This is a genomic window from Gordonia sp. PP30 (genome assembly GCF_023100845.1).
Taxonomy (GTDB): Bacteria; Actinomycetota; Actinomycetes; order Mycobacteriales; family Mycobacteriaceae; genus Gordonia.
Window position 1 is genome coordinate 45,813 of the sequence record NZ_CP095864.1, and the last position, 17,026, is coordinate 62,838.

The following is a 17,026-nucleotide window of genomic DNA, read 5'->3' on the forward strand; positions in this document are numbered from 1 at the left end:
GCTTCCGTCACGTCCCCAGCGTCGGTGAGCCGAAATCGGCTAGGGTCTTCTGGCATTCGACACGCCGTTGAACTGGGGAAATGCCAGGATCGACTCCTGGGTGCACTACACTCAACAGTGCTTCATTATTCTGGGAGCTGAGCGTAGTGCACCCAGGAACCGAATCCCGTCTCTGATCGACTGCTACGGGTTGGGGCGCATCGACGCGACTGACGGCACTCGGGTCGACTGTTGCAGTGAGTCGCGAAAATCTGGCGCGATTGCGTTCACCAGTTGCAGCGCGTCGCGCAGCCTGGCATGTATGTCTACATCGAGAAGGTTCTCCATGTGGGCCACGCGGTTCCGCAATGCGTGGAGGCGACGCACGCGGTCTCCGGTCGCATGTCCGTACGGGTCTTGGGAAAGGTTGGGGAAAGCGTTCATCAGCGCGTCGGTCCACAGAGTCGAGGCCGTGGCGTACCCCGAGGTGTTCTTCTGGTGAGGGTCGGGAAAGATCCTGCGCCAGAGCCCGAACGTTGTGTTGGCCAAACGGTCGTTATGGTCGATTCCTGCGTTCTTGCGAGGGTGGTTTGGTGAGCGCCGACGTCGCGCCTGATCTGCGAGGTTCTGTAGCTCATTCGCCTTCTTCGGCGTCACAATTTTGTCTAGCGGGGTCGCAGGGTGCTTGGTCCAGTTCGTCGTCCCGATCATTGCCTGGTTCCATGTCTGTAGCTGTGGGTCCAGCGCGTTCCGCAGCACGATCTCAACGAAGCTCAGCGTCTCGTGGAAAGCCGCAGCCAGGTGCATGTTCCATGAATGGGGACTGCTGCACGGATAGGTGACATCTGATCTGGCTTGCCTGGGAGGGTGGGCCTGGAAGGATGGCCATCGTGCCCAAGCCCTACCCGTCCGAGTTTCGTGACGACGTGGTTCGCGTCGCTCAGAACCGTGAACCTGGAGTGACGATCGAGCAGATCGCGAAAGACTTCGGGGTCCATCCGATGACGTTGCAGAAGTGGTTGCGTCGAGCCGAGATCGATGAGGGCGCCAGGCCGGGTCAGTCTCGGACCGAGTCCGCGGAGATCCGTGAGCTGCGCCGACGGAACCGGCTCCTCGAGCAGGAGAACGAGGTGCTGCGCCGTGCGGCGGCGTATCTGTCGCAGGCGAATCTGCCGGGAAAAGGCTCTACCCGCTCGTGACCGAGCTCGCCGCCGCAGGGGTTCCTGTGACGGTGACGTGTCGGGTATTGAAGCTCTCCCGCCAGCCCTACTACCGGTGGCTGGCCAACCCCATCACCCCGAGCGAGGTGGTGCAGGCCTATCGCGCGAACGCTCTGTTCGACGCCCACCGGGACGACCCTGAGTTCGGGCACCGGCTCCTGGCCGACGAGGCCCGCGGCAACGGCGAGGCGATGGCGGACCGGACTGCGTGGCGTATCGCCTCGACGAACGGCTGGTTCAGCGCGTTCGGCAAACCCAAGCGCAGCAAGGCTCGCAAGCCCGGCCCGCCCGTGCACGACGACCTCTGCGCCGTCGTCGACGAGCACGGCCGGACACGGCACGTGTTCGCCGCGGACGCACCGAACCAGCTGTGGCTGACCGACATCACCGAGCACCCGACCGCGGAGGGCAAGCTGTACCTCTGCGCGATCAAGGACGCGTTCAGTGGCCGGATCGTCGGGTACTCGATCGACTCTCGGATGAGGTCCCGATTGGCCGTCCGAGCGCTCGAGAACGCCGTCGCGATGCGCGGCGATGTCGCCGGCTGTGTGGTGCATTCGGACAGGGGGTCTCAATTCCGAAGCCGCAAATTCCGGCGCGCTTTGACCCGTCATCGCATGGTCGGAAGCATGGGAAGAGTCGGCTCCAGCGGAGACAACGCCGCTATGGAAAGCTTCTTCGCGCTGCTGCAGAAGAACGTCCTCGACCGCCGCTCCTGGACCACCCGAGAACAGCTGCGCACCGCGATCGTCACCTGGATCGAGCGGACCTACCACCGCCGCCGCCGGCAAGCCCGCCTCGGCCGTTTGACGCCCATCGAATTCGAGACCATCATGACCAACAGCGTCGCTCTCGCAGCGTGACTACAACCTGTCACCTAAACGTGCAGCAGTCCCATGGAGTGCCCACACGCTATAGGAGCTTCCATCGCATCGCGCAGCGTAAGGTGCGAGTCGCGCAGGATGCAGATGTGACGTGATTGCCGCTGAGCCGTTTGCCATGCCGCTACCCTATGCGTACAGTATGGGACATAGCGCGGGCGTTGCCCGTTTTTACATGGACCCCCCGGAGGCTCTTGCCAACGGGGGTTCCTCGTATCTGAACCCTGGTTGTCGCTACCCAGGGGACGTGACGGCGCCCTCCCGGTTCCCGCGTCGCACGCCGCCGTCAGACTGGACAGGTGACCATCCCAGTCCCCTCATTCGAGCCTGGCACCATCGAGGCAGTCGCCCGTGCAGTCGGCGACCTCTACACCGGTACCGAGTTGACGCAGCTTCTCGCCGATGCGCGTCTGCCCGATCCATTCGGCGAAGGCACGACCAAGTGGCGCAGGCTGGACGCCTCACTTCGGCAGAAGCAGAACGAGAAGGGTGACGGTCGAGCCGTCATCGGGTTGATCCACGCCGCGATGACCCCGGACCGCACCCTCAGTCGCCGAGCCCAGGCGGCGGTCGCCCGCGATGAACTAACTCAGGCGCTGTCCCTCTCGGGGTTCCAAGTCAACGAGAAGGGGCGCGTCGTCACTGCAAAGCGGGCCACGACCGATAGCGAAGCTGCCGCTCGCTCGACCCGGCTGCGGAACTTCCTGGCCGAGCGCGGTGCCCACGACGAAGTGTTGCGCCACTGCCGCGCCGAACTGCCGCGCGACGACTACTACGAGGCCGTGTTCGAGGCGATCAAGGGACTAGGTGATCGCCTCCGCCGATTGAGTGGCCTGGACCTTGACGGGTCCAAGCTGGTGCAGCAGGCGCTCGGCGGCAAGACCCCGACGATCCGGCTCAACGTGCTCAGCACCGAGACCCAGCGGAATGAGCAGCGCGGCATCGCGCTCCTCGCCGAAGGGCTGTTCGCCGCGTTCCGTAATCCCTCGGCGCACGAGCCGAAGATCAAGTGGCAGATGTCCGAGCAGGATGCGCTCGATGTGCTCGGCACCGCGTCGATGGTGCATCGTCGGTTGGATTCAGCAGTCCGGGCCTCGTGACAGGTCAGCACCGCCCGCCCCGGTGAGGCACAGGCACCCCCGCCCGCCGCAGCGCGGCAGCCGCGTTCAGCGGTCCACGGTGGTCCGACCCCGTGGAAGCGACGATCACCGGCTCGACGGCCCGACCGTCGGGCGCTGACCACTCAGGCGGAGGGATGAGGCGCAGATGCCGCCGTCGGCGATCCAGGGTCCACCCGCAGCGGCGGGCAGCGGTGACGAGTGGCCTTAGCGGCGGGTCGATTCGCATGCACCAGCGTCACCGTGACCACTGACAACGCCGAGCCGGCCAACGTCACGTCCCCGGCTACGTAGTGTCAGAACGGTGCGAGCACATCGACTTCGTTAGACAAAGCGACGAGCTTGTCGCGGATCGTCGTGTAGTTCTTGCCGCCGTTTGCTGACAGCCATGAACCCGCGCGACGGGGCCTGGTCTGTCCCGTCACCTTCTTGAACGACTTGCGGCTCTGCTCACTGTCGTGCGCGGCGTAGTTGCGAACGGCAGACAGTTGGTCGAGCGGCTGCTTGTACTTGGTGTCTTTGGTCGTGGTGTAGAGCCAATGGCTGTCGCCGACTATGCTCTTGATCTCGCTCAAAAGGCCCGACCGCCCACTGAAATCGAAGTAGCCACCCTTGCAAATGAGCAGTTCGCAGACACTCTGGTTGATGTGCTTCGGCAACTGCCACTCGCGGCCACCCTTTGTTCTGAACTCGGTCGGGTCGTGGTTGAGGCAGGCGATCAGACAGGCGAGCATGTATCCCTCGAACGACCTGTACAGGTCGAGGATTGCCTGCTCGTAGCAGCGGTGGATGTCCGAGGCGCGCAGACCCTTCGTCCCCATCGCAGTCTTGTCGTGCGCGCGAATACTCGACAGGAAGTCATCCGTCTCGGCGACCTGCTTCTGAAACTTCGCCGTTGCCTTGTTGATGCTCTTCTTATTCACGTCTCGATCCAACCATCGTTGGTCGCGGGGACGTGACACCCGCGCCCTGGTCCGCGCCGTCGGTCCGGCGCACCATCGACGACATGACCATCGATCCGTACAGCGTCCCGAACCTGCCTGGCCTGACCCCGGTGGAGCCGACCGAAGAGGACCGGACCACGATGGCGCGCGTGATCGAGCGCGCCCGGCGGCATGGCATCGTCCTGGCCGAGCGGCAGTTCGTGATCGTGCCGGGGTGGGGACCAACTCTCGACGGGCTGGACCCCGACGCCTGGCTCACCGCGATGACGGCGGAGTGACCATGACCGTCCGACATTCCACCGTTCGCGGGACGACCACCGGAGACCGTCGCCCCCGCTGCGGTCTCCCAGGTCGATCCGTCCCGCATGACCGTCCCGCATCATCAGGTGTCCCTCGTGCCGGGTCGGACGTTCACGGGACGGCGCAGCGATGAGCACCGGCGAGACCGGGCAGCTTCTCGGGTATGCCCGCGTCAGCACCGCGCGCCAGGACGAGAGTCTGCAACTGGACGCCCTCGCCGAGGCAGGGGTCGACCGGGTGTTCACCGACAAGCTCTCCGGTGGAACCCTTGACCGCCCGGCACTGACCGAACTGCTCGGGTACGCGCGGTCGGGGGACACCATCGTGGTCTACTCGCTCTCGCGGATCAGGAAGCGTCCGCGACATGCTCCGCCTGACCGACGATCTGTCGGCGCGCGGAGTCGGAATCCGAAGCCTCACCGAGCCGGTCGACACGAGTTCATCGTCGCCGTTCGCAGCGTTCACTCTTCAACTGCTGGCCGCGCTTGCGGAGTTGGAGCGATCAATGCTCCGGGAGCGCACCCGCGACGGACTGGCCGCCGCTCGTGCTCGGGGCCGGATCGGGGGCCAGCGACCGGCGGATGCCGACAAGCTCGATGCCGCCCGCACGTTGATCCGGTCGGGAGTCTCCGCCAGCCAGGCGGCGCGGACCGTCGGCCTCGGACGGTCCACCGTGTACCGCGCCCTTCGAGACGAAATCGCCGAGCAGGCGGCCTCATAGCCCTTCTCACCTGCACTTTTCCTGTTCCAGGCGTCACTTCCCCCGGGGTGCGGGCGCGGCGTAGGACCGACGAGAGCGCGGGCAAGATGATTGGCCTGAGGGAGTGCCAGAGGGGCCACCAGAGGGAGGGCCAGAGGATTCTCACGTGACCGGCGGTGCCCTCGGCGTGGTTATTCATCGGGCCAGGTCAGGGGTGCTATATGGGGAACACCACGCGGCCCGCTGCACGTCATCGAGCGTGCAGCGGGCCTAGTCGGCGCAAAGGGCACCCGTGAGGGAGGTCCAGAGGGCAGAGGACCGGCGAGAGGTGTTGCAGGACAATGAGATTGGGTCAGGCGTTCAGGAGTTCCCGGTCCTCGGCGAGTTCCGCTGCTGACTTCTTGATGCGCAAGACCGTGCTCGAACCGATGCCAGTCGCCTCGGCGACCGCGCGGCTGGACTCACCCCGCGCCGAGCGCGCCAGCACCTCGCGCACGGTCGAGAAGTCGGCGGTGGTGCGCCGTTCCGAGACCATCCGATCGGCCAGCCGGTGCACCTCGTCGTCGTCCAGCGGTGCGCCATCGGCAGGCTCCGGTTCCGGCTTCGGTGCGCTGGTGCACTTCACCGGCGCGCGGTGCACCATCGCCGGAGCCGGTGCAACGTCCTGGTGCACCGGAGGAGCCATCACCTCGGCGGCATCCGGCTGCACCACCGGAACAGTCTGGTGCACCACCGGCTCCGGTGCACCAGCAGGAATCTGCTGGTCGGCCCGGGTCTCAGGCTGCGCCACGGCCAGCACCGGCGCGGTGTGGCGAACCTCTTCTGATGCTCCGTGGGCCTGGTGCACCACGCCGTCGTCCTCGTGCACCGCGAGTCCGTGGTGCACCGGCTCAGGTGCGAGTGCGGGTGCGTCATCGTCCTGGTGCACCACGCGGTCGGCCTTCGGCGCTACGCGCATCGCGGCGCGGTCGATGGCAACAACGACCGCCGTTGCGATGGGGACTGGCGCATCCACGATGATCGGAAGCAGAGGCGCGAGTGCCGTCGACCACCCTGCGCCGACGGCCAGTTCTCGAAGCGCGACGAACGACGCCACGCCCGCAAGCGCCGCGACGGCCACGACCGAGAGCACCCCAAACCAGTACAGGCGTCCAGACATTCCGGCTCCGGCGAGGTGCCCGAGGCCGTGGATCAGGGCGGCGAGGATCAGCGGCGGGAGGATGCCGACAGCGACCCGAACAGCAGTGCTCCCCGCAGATTCGGCCTCGACGGCGTGGATGCCGTTCCCGAGCACAGAGAGCGCGAGCGAGCACCAGATGAGCGAGACGAAGTAGCGCCGGGCGCGACGGCGGCGGCGGTCATCAGGATCAGTGGCGGAGGTCTGCATCGTGTTCCTCGGGATCATGTTGCGGGGACGTGACGAGGCCGGCTCAGGGAGCGGCGGGTCACGGAGGGGAGGGAACCCCGGCCCCCGCAGGTGCGGCGGGCCGGGGTTCGGTTGGGTCAGGCGGGCGAGAGCGTCACCAGGATCGGCCCATCGAGGCGGCGGACCTCGACGCTGCCACCGGCGCGGATCGCGGGGAGGACGCGCGGCCAGTCCACCGAATCGAGAACTCGTGCGGCCTCGGCGCTGGCCCGGTAGTCCAGGTGCATCACGGCATCGCGGAGCCAGTCGCGGGCGAGGTCTTCCACGTCAGGCAGGTCCGTGTGCGGGTCGATACAGAGCCGCGCAGACTGCTCCTCGCCGAACCCGCTGACGGTCACGGTCACGGTTTCGAGGTCATCCACGGTGACGACCTTCGCCGTGATCTCGTGCTCGGTGTAGCGGCACGTCCCTACCGTGCCGAGGGCGGCTTCGAGCAGTGCGCTCTCGACCAGATAGACAGACCGGGGAATCGCCTGTCCGCTCAGCGCCGCAAGGGCGTCGAGAACGTCGTGCGCGTAGTCGGACCAGTACGGGGTGCCGGAGCCGGACTCGACCGGCATCTCGACGTGGACCGTGCGCCCGTCGTCGTGGCTCAGACGAATCAAGATGTGGTGGAGCGGGGGTTCGCCGGGGATCGAGTCCGGGGTGTCGAAGATCAGCGCCCCGGCGGCGGGTGCGGGGATCGGAGCCAGTGCGGTCGCCGGGGCGGGGAGCATCGAGGTCGTCGTGTTCTTGTCCTTCGCGGTAGATGGTCCAGGGGAATCAGGCAGGCAGGACGCCGAGAGGAACAGGCGTCTCGGTCACGGCGACGGCGCGCGAGAAGTCCAGTTCGCCGTCGCTGAGGGGGACCATGTGTCCGACGATCAAGCGGCCCTGATCGTCGCGGAGGTCCAGCCGCCGGGGGACGGGCAGTTCGACGAACTTCGTCACGGCGGGGGTGTTGGTGCTGCTCATTCTCTTCTTCTTTCTCTAGGTCCGGGGCACGGTGCCCCGGGGTGAAACTTCTTGTGGGAGTGGGCTATCGGGTGCCGCCGCGCACGGCGGCGATGACAGCAGCCGTGTCGACGAAAGCGGCGACGGGCACGCCGCCCTTCGCCTGCGGGTTCCCGGAGCGGGGGTCCTCGCCGACGACCGAGCCCGCGATGTCCTGCCCGCCCTTCGGCGATACCGACCCGCCGATGTCGCCCACGTCGCCGAGGGCGACATCGGCCTTGTTCACCGCGTCCGCGCCGTCGCCGTCGGCATCCGCGATCTCGGCGCGGGCGGCTTCGAGAACGTCAGCATCGGCCCTGATCTTGCGAGCGATAGCGAGCGCCTGGCGCTCGATCTTGTCCATGACTCGTTCGAGCGCGGTCACGGCCTCCGCGTAGAGCGGGATCGGCGCACCATCGCGTGACCCCAGCGACGCGTCCGCCTTCGCAGCCGCGACGACCGCCGCCGTGTAACGGGGTGCTGACGTTTCGAGGGCATCGGCTTGGGCACGGAGGGCCGAGACGAAATCCGCAGTCGCGTCGTGGTCGATCTGCACGTCGGGGGTTCCCATCAGCCCTTCTCCTCTTCTTCGGTGGTCTCGGTGATCGGATCGGCGGTCAATGCCTCGGCGACCTCCGCCCAGCGGAACCGCCACCGGTGGCGGCGTCCACCGCTCGGGCGGACGCGCTCGCCGGGGATGCGCCCCGAGCGAGCAGCGGTGCGGATCGTGCGCGGCGTCAGCCCGGCCAGCACGGCGACCTCGTCCGCCGTGAGCCACGGCTCCGGCGGCACTGTCTCGTGCACCAGTGCGGTGCTCTCGTGAGTTGTCATACACATACACGTCGTCATCCCGGAGCCCGTGACCCTCGGACCGGGGACGTGACGCCCGCCGGCCTAGGTTCCTCTCAGCTTTCAGCCACGATCTCGGCATGACGAATCAGCACCCGCACCGCCCACCTTTGCGCCCGGGAACCCGGCCCGTTCCTGTCCAGCCGCCTCGTCCGCCGGGGTTCGAGCACCTGGGACCGCAGCCAAGAGCAGGGCGGTCGCCCGTGCCTTGGATCATCGCCGCCGGACTGCTGATCGCGGTCGTGACGCTCGGCGTGGTGCTCGCGACGGGCGCTGCTGACCCGCCCAGGGCCGCGCCGGAGACGACGACGCTCACCGAAGTTGCGACGGAGACGGAGACCGGGACGACGGCGAGCACGGTCACAGAGACGACGACCGAGACCGAGCCGACTGGAAAGGCCCTGCCACCTCCTCCGCCTCCGCAGACAACCACCGAGCAGCCGGAGCCGGACGCCTGGCCGGACCCTCCGAGCGGCAGCTTGCCCGCCGGATTCTCATGGGCGCGGATCGGGCCGCACGCGACCCAGTGGGGGTGCGATCAGGCCGGGGACGCGTGGCCGAGCCGGTCATCGACCTGTTTCGAAGTTGGCGGGCAGTGGTGGTTCTACGGGGCGCGGCGGGGATAGCCGGTCCCTCTTAATGCGACAGTGCGCGGCTGGTGGACGGGCGGGCCGGGCAACGGGGAACCCCGGCACGCCGTTGCGACGTGCCGGGGTTCAGGGGTCGGGGTACTCGCCCGTGAGTACCCCGGGGTTCAGGGCTCCCGAGCCGCGTTGAGCGACCGGAACCGTGGTGCCCACCACCACCACGGACCCCGGTGTCACGTCCCCTCGATAGCTGTCGCGGAGGGGACGCTGACACCGGGGGCCGTGGGCACATTCTGGGCACACTTTCTCGCGCGCAACGCGCCCGGCCATTCCGCCGCCACCCTCTCGACCAGGTGGAATGGCAGACGCGCTGGCTTCAGGTGCCAGTGTCCTTCGGGACGTGGGGGTTCAAGTCCCCCTTCGCCCACCATGCGACGAGAGCCGCGACATCTTCTTCGGGAAGGTGTCGCGGCGCTCGTCGTTCGTGCGGTCGGGCCGGTGTGGCAGCGGTTACGTGCGGAAGCAGCGGTCGCGGGCGCTGCTTCTGCGTCGAACCGCTGCCACGGGCGGACCGGATCGTCTCGGCAGCAGCCCTTGCATCTCTAGGACGAGTGTCCTAATCTCGGCTCAGGAACATCTAGGACAGATGACCTAGAGAGACGGAGGGAGCCGGGGTGAGCACTCGAGAGGCGATCATCGAGGCCGCGGACCGGCTGTTCTACCAGCAGGGGTACGAGGCGACGTCGTTCGCGTCGATCGCGCAGGCGGTACAGATCTCCCGCGGCAACTTCTACTACCACTTCAAGACCAAGGACGAGATCCTCGACGCCGTGATCGACGCACGACTGGCCGCCACCCGCGCCATGCTCGCCGAGTGGGAGGCGTCGTCGTCCGATCCGCTGGAGCGCGTGCGGCGATTCGTCGACATCGTGATCACCAACGAGGCGGACATCGAACTGCACGGCTGCCCCGTCGGCACCTTGAGCAGTGAGCTGGCCAAGCTCGACCATCCCGCGCGCTTGCAGGCGGTGGCGCTGTTCGAGACGTTCCGCGCGTGGTTGCGCGACCAGTTCGGTCTGCTCGGACGGGACGACGCCGACGAGCTGGCGCTGCACGTGCTCATGTTCAGCCAGGGCGTGGCGACGCTGTCCAGCGCGTTCCGCGACCGCGACTGGGTGCGCCGCGAGGTCACCCGATTCTGGCGGCAACTCACCGACGACCCGACGGCGGCATAGACGCCGCCGGCCACTTCCACGGCCGTTCCGAATCCCCGAACAGGAGTCCACGATGTTCCTCGTCCTACTTCGCTTCAGCGACAACAAAGCCGCGGCCCCGGACCACATGGCCGGCCATCAAGACTGGATTCAGCAGGGCATCCGGGACGGCGTGTTCCTTCTCGTCGGCAGCCTCAAGCCCGGCCTGGGCGGTGCGGTCCTCGCCGCCGGGACGGACCGTGACCAGCTCGGGCAGCGGGTCGCCGACGACCCATTCGTGGTGCACGACGTCGTCACCGCGGAGATCGCCGAGATCGAACCGAACTTCACCGACCCGCGCCTGTCGTTCCTCGCGGGCTGACCGCCGACGCGCCGGGAACCGACCCGCTTACGGCCCGAAGAGCACCCGGCCGGTGGGATTCATCAGCTCCATGACCGACGACCACGGCAGTGTGACCGGGACGTAGTCGCCCAGCACGTGCGGCACCGGGACGTACAGGTGCAGGCCGTCGTCGAGCGCGATCCACTGGTTCAATTCGGCGGCGCTGACGGTGGATCCGGCGAGGCGGCCGGACGTGTCCGCGCCGACGGCGAGGGTGGCGAGCTGCTGCCGGCCGGCGGCGGGGTCGGCCAGGATCGAGTCGAGCCCGAGCACCGCGCCGGAACCGGCGTCGACCACCACGGTGTCGACTTCCACCGTCGGATGGGCGGCGCCGGCCGCGTACGGCATCACGATGATCACGCCGGACAGCGTGGAGGTGGCCTTCACCGCGCGCGGATGGTCGGCCTCGCCGAGGTCGGCGTCGTCGATCGTGATCTTGGCGGCCGCGGCCGGACCGGTCAGTGCGCGGGCGTCGTCGTTCATCGCGTTGTTGAACGCGTGCCGGACGGTACTGTCGCCGCCGTCGATCTGCGGGACGGTGAAGCGCCAGGTGGAGCCGTTCTCCAGGGATCCCGATACGGTGCGCCTGCCGGTGGTGAAACCGTCGGTCGACGGCGCCAGCCGGACCGAGGTGGTGGTCACCGAGCGCGCCGTGGTGGTCGGATCGGCCACCGAGGTCGATGACGCCGCCGATCCGGACAGTGTCGCGTGGTCGTTCGACGAGCAGCCGGTCAGCAGCAGGGCGGCGGCCGCCGTCACGGCGGCCATCGAACGATTCATGCGCTGAGTTTACGGCGAGGACGACAGAAAGTGACGCGCGTGCGCGACCAGATCGTCGAGCGGAGCCACCGATTTCAGGCTCCGGGAGGTGATGATGGCGCCCTCGATTCCGCTGACCAGCACGCTGGCCGTGCGGGCGGCCTCGTCGGCGGGCATCCCGTCCCGGACGAAGGCGGCGGCGATCCTGTCCCGGAACGACGTGAAAGCGCGCGCCGCGGCGGCAGCGGCGCCGGGGTAGTCCTGCGCACTCTGCCCAGCCGCCACGAGCGGACAGCCGAGCCGGAAGTCGCTGCCGGTCAGTGCCCGTTTCCACTGCTCGACCCAGGCGGCGAGGGCGTCGACCGGTGGCAGCTCCGCGAGCACGGCGTCGAGTTCGGCGCCGATACGCGCGCCGGCCTCGGTGGCGGCGGTCTCCAGCAGTTGCGCCTTGCCGCGCGGGAAGTACTGGTACATCGATCGCCGGGCCACGCCGCTGTCGTGCAGCAACTCGCTCATCCCGAAACCGTCGGCGCCGCGGCTGCGCAGCAGCGTGATCGCCGACCGGACCAGCCGGTCGCGCACGCTGGTCTGGGGACTGGTCACGACGCCCAGTCTAGCGAAGTAGACCGATCGTTCTGTAGAGTCCGGAAGCATGAGCCACGTATTCGACGACGCCATCGCGGTCACCGCTCTCGACGACGGTGCCTTCCGTGCGCACGCCCACCCCGCGTACGCCAACATGGTCGGGCCGTTCGGCGGCATCACCGCGGCGACGGTGGTCCACGCCCTGCAATCCCGCCCCGATGTCCTCGGCCATCCGCTCGCCCTCACCCTCAACTACGCGGCGCCGATCGGCGACGGGGACTGGGAACTGCATCCGAGCGTGATCCGCACCAACCGCACCAACCAGCACTGGGTGTTCCACCTGGTGCAGAACGGCCAGACGGTCTCGACCGGCAGCGCGGTCTTCGGCCTGCATCGCCCCACCTGGGAGAGCACCGAATCGGTGCCGCCGGCGGTTCCCGCCGCCGACGAGGTCGACGCTGTGGACTTTCCGGACTTCATCGCGTGGGCCGCGAACTACGACAAGCGTTTCGTCACCGGCGCGCTCGCGGCCGGCCCGGACGGCAAGAGCGACGACTCCACGTCGACCCTGTGGATCCGCGACGCCCCCGAGCGGCCGCTCGACTATCCGTCGCTCACGTCGATCACCGACAACTTCTACCCGCGCGTCTTCCTGCGGCACGGCACCTACATGCCGGCCGGGACCATCACGCTGACCACGTACTTCCACGCCACGCCCGACGAGCTCGCCGCCCAGGGCGACCGGCACGTCCTCGCCACCGTGCGCGCGGCCCGCTTCGGCAACGGTCACTTCGACGCCGACGGCCAGATCTGGTCGGGCACCGGCGACGACGCCGTGCTGCTGGCGACCACGCACCAGCTGGTGTACTTCAAGAACCCCGGGTAGCCGCCGCGGTGATATTTGTGCTCCGGGGACAACAACCGGGGCGGATTTCGTATCTCTAGGCCGTTTCGTCGTCCCCCTCAACTCAATAGTGTCAAGCATCACATTGAAGTTGAAGGGTGATGACTGTGACACAAGCGGGAACGTACTTCGCGTGGGAACTGGCGTCCCGGGGAGCGGCACCGTGTATCCGTGACGACCGGCTGGAACTGAGCTACCGGGAGTTCGCCGAGCGCGTCGACGCCGTGGCCGAGCAACTCGCCGGTCTCGGAATCGGACCGGGTGACGTGGTGGCGACGTTCCTGCCGAATCGCGTCGAACTGGTCATCACCCTGATGGCCGCGTGGCGGTTGCGGGCGATCGGCACCCCGGTGAATCCGGGCTTCACCGATTCCGAGGCCGAATACCAGCTGGGCGATTCGGCAGCCAAGGTGGTGGTGGGGCAGGCGCCGATCGGCGACCGCGAGGCCCGCATCTTCCTCGACGTGGACCGGCTCGCCGAGCGGCCCAGCGACGGATGGGTGCCGCCCGCGCCGCCCACCGCCGCGGACGACGCGCTGCTGATCTACACCTCGGGCTCCACCGGTCGTCCCAAGGGCGTCCGGCTCGGGCACGACAATCTGCGGTTCTTCACCGAGAGTTCGATCGAGTTCTTCGAGCACGACAGCTCGACGCACGGCCTGCTGATCCTGCCGCTCTTCCACGTGAACGCCATCTGCGTCACGGTCCTGACCTCGATCGCCGTCGGCGGCCAGGTGAGCATCACCGGCCACTTCTCGGTCGGCCGGTTCTTCGACGACGTCGCCCGTCTGCGGCCGACCTTCTTCTCGGCCGTGCCCACCATCTACGCGATGCTGGTGTCCAAGGGCGACGTCCCGGCGGGCGCGCTCGACTCGCTCCGCTTCGCGATCTGCGGGGCGGCGCCGATCTCCAAGGAACTGCTCGACAAGACCGAGCAGCTGTTCGGGGTACCGATCGTCGAAGGCTACGGCCTGACCGAGGGCACCTGTGCGTCGTGCTGCAACCCGATCCACGGCCCGCGCAAGCTGGGCACCGTCGGTCCGGTGCTCCCCGGCCAGACCGTCCGCACCGTCGACCCGCAGGGCGACGAGGTCCCGGTCGGTGAGCGCGGCGAGGTGGTGATCGCCGGACCCGCCGTGATGCGCGGCTACCTGAACCGCCCGGAGGCCACCGCGGAGACCATCGTCGACGGCTGGCTGCACACCGGCGACATCGGCGTCTTCGACGAAGACGGCTACCTGCGCATCGTCGACCGGATCAAGGACATGATCATCCGCGGCGGCGAGAACATCTACCCCAAGGAGATCGAGGTCGCGCTCGCCGGGCACGAGGTGGTCCTCGAATGCGCGGTGGTCGGTGCGCCGGACCCGATGTTCGGCGAGGTGCCCGTCGCGTATGTCGTGACCTACCCCGACGCCGCGGTGACGGCGGAGGAACTCGCCGCCTTCCTCGAGCCGCTGCTCACCCGCGTGAAGCAGCCCAAGGACATCCATCTCGTCGAGGCGCTGCCCCGCAACCCCGTCGGCAAGATCGACAAGCCCGGACTCCGCCTGCGCCTGCGCGCGCAGGCCTGAACATCCATCCATCCCCACCGAACCAGCACGAAGGAGCTAGAGAACCATGGGATTCAAAGAAGGTGACTTCCCGCCGGTGAACCCGCCGGAATTCCTGAAAGAACCACTGCGAGACCGAGTCCGCACTCTCGCCACCCACTGGGCGGAGTACGGCTTCGGCACTCCGAAGATGGTGCACACGATCTACCTGCTCAAGGTGGGCATCCTGTACATCGTCGTCGGCTGGTGCCTCGCCGCACTGACCTCGCACCTCAACCCGGTGCACATCGGCGAGATCTGGAACCAGCCGATCATGTACCAGAAGCTGGTCCTCTGGACGGTCCTCCTCGAGACGCTCGGCCTCGCAGGCTCGTGGGGGCCGCTGGCCGGCAAGTTCTCCCCGATGACCGGCGGCGTGCTCTTCTGCGGCCGCGGCCGGCGATCAACCCCTACGCCACCGGCGTGGACGGCGTGTACATCTGCTCGCAGTCCGCTCCGCCGGGTGCGGGAGTGCACGGTCTGTGCGGCTTCCACGCGGCGAACTCGGCGCTGCGCAAGGCCGGCGTCGAGCTCCGATGACGACGGCGACGGGGCCGGTGGACGCCCAGGTGCGGGCGGCCATCGGCATCGTCGCCACTCGTTTCCGGGCGATGGAGCAGCAGATCATCGACGGGATGACCGCCGGCATGCTGGAGATCGACCATCTGGACGGCGATCCCGTCCTGGTCGATCTGCTCCGCGCCAGCGTCGAAGGCAACATCACCACCATCAACCACGTCCTCGCCAACGACATCCCCATCGCTCATCTGCAACCCACCACCGCCGCGGTCGAGTACGCGCTGCGGCTGGCGCAGCGTCAGGTGCCGTCGAATTCGCTGATGCGCGCCTACCGGATCGGCGAGTACGAGTACAACCGCCTGGGCCTGGAATTCCTGAAGGAGCTCCAGCTCTCCGAGGAGGTCGTGATCCGCGCCGCGAGCGAGCTCGCCAGGATCGTGTTCGAGTACATCGACTGGATCAGCCAGTACGTCTTTCAGGCGTACGAGGGCGAACGGCGCCGCTGGATCGGCGCCGAGGGCAACGTCCTGTCGTCCACGGTGAACCAGCTGCTCGACGGCGACGACGAGCCCGGTTCGTACGAGATCGAGTCGTTCGAGACGGAGACCGGGTACCGGCTCGACCGGACCCATCTCGCGCTGATCCTGTGGTCGTCGGATCCCGGCGTGCTGCTCACCGAGATCGACCGCGCCGCCCGCTCGCTGGTGGTCGCCCTGCACTCCGGCGCCGCGCCCATCATCACCGCGGTGGACCGCAGCACGGTGTGGGCGTGGGTCCCCTTCGGCAAGCGGGTGCCGTCGGTGGACTCGGCGACCGTCGCCGGGCAGGTCCGGCTACCGGCCGGATTGCGGTTGGCCCTCGGACTGTCGGGTGCCGGGGTGGCCGGCTTCCGCCGCTCGCATCAGCAGGCCCGCGCCGCGTACGACGTCGCCACCGTGGTGCCGCGCACCGAGCCGGTGGTGGTCGGCTACGGCGACCGCGGCATCGCGGTGGTGTCGGTGATGGCCCGCGACCTGCCGTCGACGCGCGCGTGGATCCGGGACATGCTCGGCCCCTTGGCCGCGGACACTCCCGGTGCCGAGGTGCTGCGCGCGACGCTGTCGGTGTTCCTCGCATGCGGCGAGAGCCACGTCCGTACCGCGGAGCGGATGACCCTGCACCGCAACACCGTCAAGTACCGGATCGGCAAGGCGATGGAAGCGCTGCCCCGGCCCGGTGACCGGATGGACCTGGCGCTGGCGCTGACGGTCTGCGATCACCTCGGGTCGGAGGTCTTGACACCGTGACCGGTTACCGCACGGTACATTCGGCGTGCGAACTCTCCCATTCTAAGGATTTTCTCATGACGGTGACCAGGATCGGACTGACCCGGCGGATCGGCGGCGCGGTGCTCGCCGGCGGCGCGGTGCTCGCGCTCGCGGGCTGCTCCAGCGACGGCGGATCGTCGTCGGACAAGGCCGCGTCGAGCACGACGGCATCGAGCACGACCGCCCGCAAGGACCTCCCGGTCCAGCAGCTGGTGCTCCCGGCCGACCAGTTCCCGGCCGGATTCCAGGTGCAGGAGATCCCCGAGTCGCAGCTGCAGCAGATGACCGACCAGATCCTGGCGAGCACCAAGGGCGCCAAGGTGAGCCCGGCGTCGTGCGCGCAGCTGAACCTGGTGCCGGACCACTTCGATGTCAGCAAGGTGGGTCTCGCGGTGGCCACCAAGGGCACCGAGACCCTCGGCACGTCCGTCGTCGCCGGCCCGCAGACCACCATGGCGCAGCAGCGTGCCTCGGCGACGGGCAAGTGCCAGCACCTCACCATGGAGTTCGCCTCCGGCCCGGCGCAGGGCGCGAAGGGCGAGGTGAACCAGAAGGTCGTGAAGGCCCCCAAGACCAAGGCCGACGACGCGATGGTCGTCGAGCAGACCACGGTGATCTCCGTCGCGGGCAAGACCCAGACGATGAAGAGCCGTGTGGGCCTGGCCCTGGTCGACGGCTACCAGGTGTCGGTCCAGGGGTCGTCGATGACTGGTCAGGCGGTCGACGAGGCGACCTTCGACGATGTCTTCGCAAAGGCCGTGAACCGGGTCGCTGAGAAGGCCGGGTAG

At 68.0% G+C, this 17,026-nt stretch carries 19 protein-coding genes and 3 pseudogenes; 13 read left to right on the forward strand and 9 right to left on the reverse strand.

Annotation, left to right across the window (positions count from 1 at the left end):
* Positions 1-183 precede the first annotated feature (183 nt).
* Entirely contained in the window at positions 184-786 is a 603-nt protein-coding gene (locus MYK68_RS00215) for a hypothetical protein (RefSeq protein ID WP_247865636.1), read from the reverse strand.
* A gap of 83 nt (positions 787-869) precedes the next feature.
* Here MYK68_RS00215 and MYK68_RS00220 point away from each other — a divergent pair.
* Both MYK68_RS00220 and MYK68_RS00225 read left to right on the forward strand, forming a co-directional pair.
* A protein-coding gene (locus MYK68_RS00220) for an IS3 family transposase (protein ID WP_247865341.1) occupies positions 870-2,062 on the forward strand; the annotation gives its coding sequence in 2 pieces (ribosomal slippage) (positions 870-1,154 and positions 1,157-2,062; 1,191 coding nt in all).
* Between the two features lie 317 nt (positions 2,063-2,379).
* Positions 2,380-3,180 (forward strand): TIGR02391 family protein, encoded by an 801-nt coding sequence (locus MYK68_RS00225; protein ID WP_247865637.1) that lies wholly within the window; start codon positions 2,380-2,382, stop codon positions 3,178-3,180.
* A gap of 314 nt (positions 3,181-3,494) precedes the next feature.
* On the opposite strand, the gene MYK68_RS00230 is transcribed toward MYK68_RS00225, so the two are convergent.
* The gene (locus MYK68_RS00230; RefSeq protein WP_247865638.1) at positions 3,495-4,121 is read right to left on the reverse strand and encodes a hypothetical protein; all 627 of its coding nucleotides are present in this window, start codon (positions 4,119-4,121) and stop codon (positions 3,495-3,497) included.
* Positions 4,122-4,204: 83 nt separating this feature from the next.
* Here MYK68_RS00230 and MYK68_RS00235 point away from each other — a divergent pair, with 83 nt between their 5' ends.
* The 3 genes and pseudogenes from MYK68_RS00235 (at position 4,205) to MYK68_RS00245 (ending at position 5,163) form a co-directional block, all read left to right on the forward strand.
* Positions 4,205-4,420 (forward strand): hypothetical protein, encoded by a 216-nt coding sequence (locus MYK68_RS00235; protein ID WP_247865639.1) that lies wholly within the window; start codon positions 4,205-4,207, stop codon positions 4,418-4,420.
* Positions 4,421-4,571: 151 nt separating this feature from the next.
* Positions 4,572-4,941, forward strand: a pseudogene (locus MYK68_RS00240) (recombinase family protein); the annotation flags it as partial.
* Positions 4,942-4,947: 6 nt separating this feature from the next.
* Positions 4,948-5,163: a helix-turn-helix domain-containing protein gene (locus MYK68_RS00245; RefSeq protein ID WP_247868133.1), complete on the forward strand. Its 216-nt coding sequence runs from the start codon at positions 4,948-4,950 to the stop codon at positions 5,161-5,163.
* A gap of 331 nt (positions 5,164-5,494) precedes the next feature.
* Here MYK68_RS00245 and MYK68_RS00250 read toward each other — a convergent pair whose 3' ends face one another.
* From MYK68_RS00250 to MYK68_RS00270, 5 genes are all read right to left on the reverse strand, one after another.
* A complete protein-coding gene (locus MYK68_RS00250) occupies positions 5,495-6,529 on the reverse strand; it encodes a DUF2637 domain-containing protein (protein WP_247865640.1) in 1,035 nt (344 codons plus the stop codon).
* A gap of 116 nt (positions 6,530-6,645) precedes the next feature.
* On the reverse strand, positions 6,646-7,284 hold the full coding sequence (locus MYK68_RS00255) for a hypothetical protein (RefSeq protein WP_247865641.1): 639 nt from the start codon (positions 7,282-7,284) through the stop codon (positions 6,646-6,648).
* Between the two features lie 46 nt (positions 7,285-7,330).
* On the reverse strand, positions 7,331-7,522 hold the full coding sequence (locus MYK68_RS00260; protein WP_247865642.1) for a hypothetical protein: 192 nt from the start codon (positions 7,520-7,522) through the stop codon (positions 7,331-7,333).
* A gap of 64 nt (positions 7,523-7,586) precedes the next feature.
* Entirely contained in the window at positions 7,587-8,111 is a 525-nt protein-coding gene (locus MYK68_RS00265) for a hypothetical protein (protein ID WP_247865643.1), read from the reverse strand.
* Positions 8,111-8,371 carry a helix-turn-helix domain-containing protein gene (locus MYK68_RS00270; RefSeq protein ID WP_247865644.1) on the reverse strand — a complete coding sequence of 87 codons (261 nt, stop codon included), beginning with the start codon at positions 8,369-8,371 and terminating at the stop codon, positions 8,111-8,113. Before MYK68_RS00270 ends, MYK68_RS00265 begins: the two co-directional genes overlap by 1 nt.
* A 1,279-nt stretch (positions 8,372-9,650) precedes the next feature.
* On the opposite strand from MYK68_RS00270, the gene MYK68_RS00275 reads away from it, so the two are divergent.
* Positions 9,651-10,211 (forward strand): TetR/AcrR family transcriptional regulator, encoded by a 561-nt coding sequence (locus MYK68_RS00275; protein ID WP_247865645.1) that lies wholly within the window; start codon positions 9,651-9,653, stop codon positions 10,209-10,211.
* 52 nt (positions 10,212-10,263) lie between these two features.
* Positions 10,264-10,551 carry a YciI family protein gene (locus MYK68_RS00280; protein ID WP_247865646.1) on the forward strand — a complete coding sequence of 96 codons (288 nt, stop codon included), beginning with the start codon at positions 10,264-10,266 and terminating at the stop codon, positions 10,549-10,551.
* Between the two features lie 27 nt (positions 10,552-10,578).
* Here MYK68_RS00280 and MYK68_RS00285 read toward each other — a convergent pair whose 3' ends face one another.
* Positions 10,579-11,352 (reverse strand): hypothetical protein, encoded by a 774-nt coding sequence (locus MYK68_RS00285; protein ID WP_247865647.1) that lies wholly within the window; start codon positions 11,350-11,352, stop codon positions 10,579-10,581.
* A 9-nt stretch (positions 11,353-11,361) separates the two neighbouring features.
* Complete coding sequence (locus tag MYK68_RS00290; protein ID WP_247865648.1) at positions 11,362-11,934, reverse strand: TetR/AcrR family transcriptional regulator; 573 nt, start codon at positions 11,932-11,934, stop codon at positions 11,362-11,364.
* Between the two features lie 49 nt (positions 11,935-11,983).
* Between MYK68_RS00290 and MYK68_RS00295 the strand changes: the two genes are divergently transcribed.
* From MYK68_RS00295 to MYK68_RS00320, 6 genes and pseudogenes are all read left to right on the forward strand, one after another.
* Entirely contained in the window at positions 11,984-12,802 is an 819-nt protein-coding gene (locus MYK68_RS00295) for an acyl-CoA thioesterase (protein WP_247865649.1), read from the forward strand.
* A gap of 125 nt (positions 12,803-12,927) precedes the next feature.
* Positions 12,928-14,394: a class I adenylate-forming enzyme family protein gene (locus MYK68_RS00300; RefSeq protein WP_247865650.1), complete on the forward strand. Its 1,467-nt coding sequence runs from the start codon at positions 12,928-12,930 to the stop codon at positions 14,392-14,394.
* 46 nt (positions 14,395-14,440) lie between these two features.
* A pseudogene (locus MYK68_RS00305) lies at positions 14,441-14,797 on the forward strand (DUF3556 domain-containing protein); the annotation flags it as partial.
* Positions 14,797-14,952 (forward strand): annotated as a pseudogene (locus MYK68_RS00310) (FAD-dependent oxidoreductase); the annotation flags it as partial. The pseudogenes MYK68_RS00305 and MYK68_RS00310, both read left to right, overlap by 1 nt.
* Positions 14,949-16,217, forward strand: coding sequence for a PucR family transcriptional regulator (locus tag MYK68_RS00315; protein WP_247865651.1), 1,269 nt, complete (start codon positions 14,949-14,951; stop codon positions 16,215-16,217). The pseudogene MYK68_RS00310 and the gene MYK68_RS00315, both read left to right, overlap by 4 nt.
* Before the next feature lie 56 nt (positions 16,218-16,273).
* The gene (locus MYK68_RS00320) at positions 16,274-17,026 is read left to right on the forward strand and encodes a hypothetical protein (protein WP_247865652.1); all 753 of its coding nucleotides are present in this window, start codon (positions 16,274-16,276) and stop codon (positions 17,024-17,026) included.

Bases quoted from the DNA above. Each gene is read 5' to 3' on its own strand.
- MYK68_RS00245 (WP_247868133.1), top strand. From the start codon at position 4,948: ATGCTCCGGGAGCGCACCCGCGACGGACTGGCCGCCGCTCGTGCTCGG.
- MYK68_RS00270 (WP_247865644.1), bottom strand. From the start codon at position 8,371: ATGACAACTCACGAGAGCACCGCACTGGTGCACGAGACAGTGCCGCCG.
- MYK68_RS00250 (WP_247865640.1), bottom strand. From the start codon at position 6,529: ATGCAGACCTCCGCCACTGATCCTGATGACCGCCGCCGCCGTCGCGCC.
- MYK68_RS00215 (WP_247865636.1), bottom strand. From the start codon at position 786: ATGCACCTGGCTGCGGCTTTCCACGAGACGCTGAGCTTCGTTGAGATC.
- MYK68_RS00265 (WP_247865643.1), bottom strand. From the start codon at position 8,111: ATGGGAACCCCCGACGTGCAGATCGACCACGACGCGACTGCGGATTTC.
- MYK68_RS00285 (WP_247865647.1), bottom strand. From the start codon at position 11,352: ATGAATCGTTCGATGGCCGCCGTGACGGCGGCCGCCGCCCTGCTGCTG.
- MYK68_RS00320 (WP_247865652.1), top strand. From the start codon at position 16,274: ATGACGGTGACCAGGATCGGACTGACCCGGCGGATCGGCGGCGCGGTG.
- MYK68_RS00315 (WP_247865651.1), top strand. From the start codon at position 14,949: ATGACGACGGCGACGGGGCCGGTGGACGCCCAGGTGCGGGCGGCCATC.
- MYK68_RS00280 (WP_247865646.1), top strand. From the start codon at position 10,264: ATGTTCCTCGTCCTACTTCGCTTCAGCGACAACAAAGCCGCGGCCCCG.
- MYK68_RS00235 (WP_247865639.1), top strand. From the start codon at position 4,205: ATGACCATCGATCCGTACAGCGTCCCGAACCTGCCTGGCCTGACCCCG.
- MYK68_RS00260 (WP_247865642.1), bottom strand. From the start codon at position 7,522: ATGAGCAGCACCAACACCCCCGCCGTGACGAAGTTCGTCGAACTGCCC.
- MYK68_RS00295 (WP_247865649.1), top strand. From the start codon at position 11,984: ATGAGCCACGTATTCGACGACGCCATCGCGGTCACCGCTCTCGACGAC.
- MYK68_RS00255 (WP_247865641.1), bottom strand. From the start codon at position 7,284: ATGCTCCCCGCCCCGGCGACCGCACTGGCTCCGATCCCCGCACCCGCC.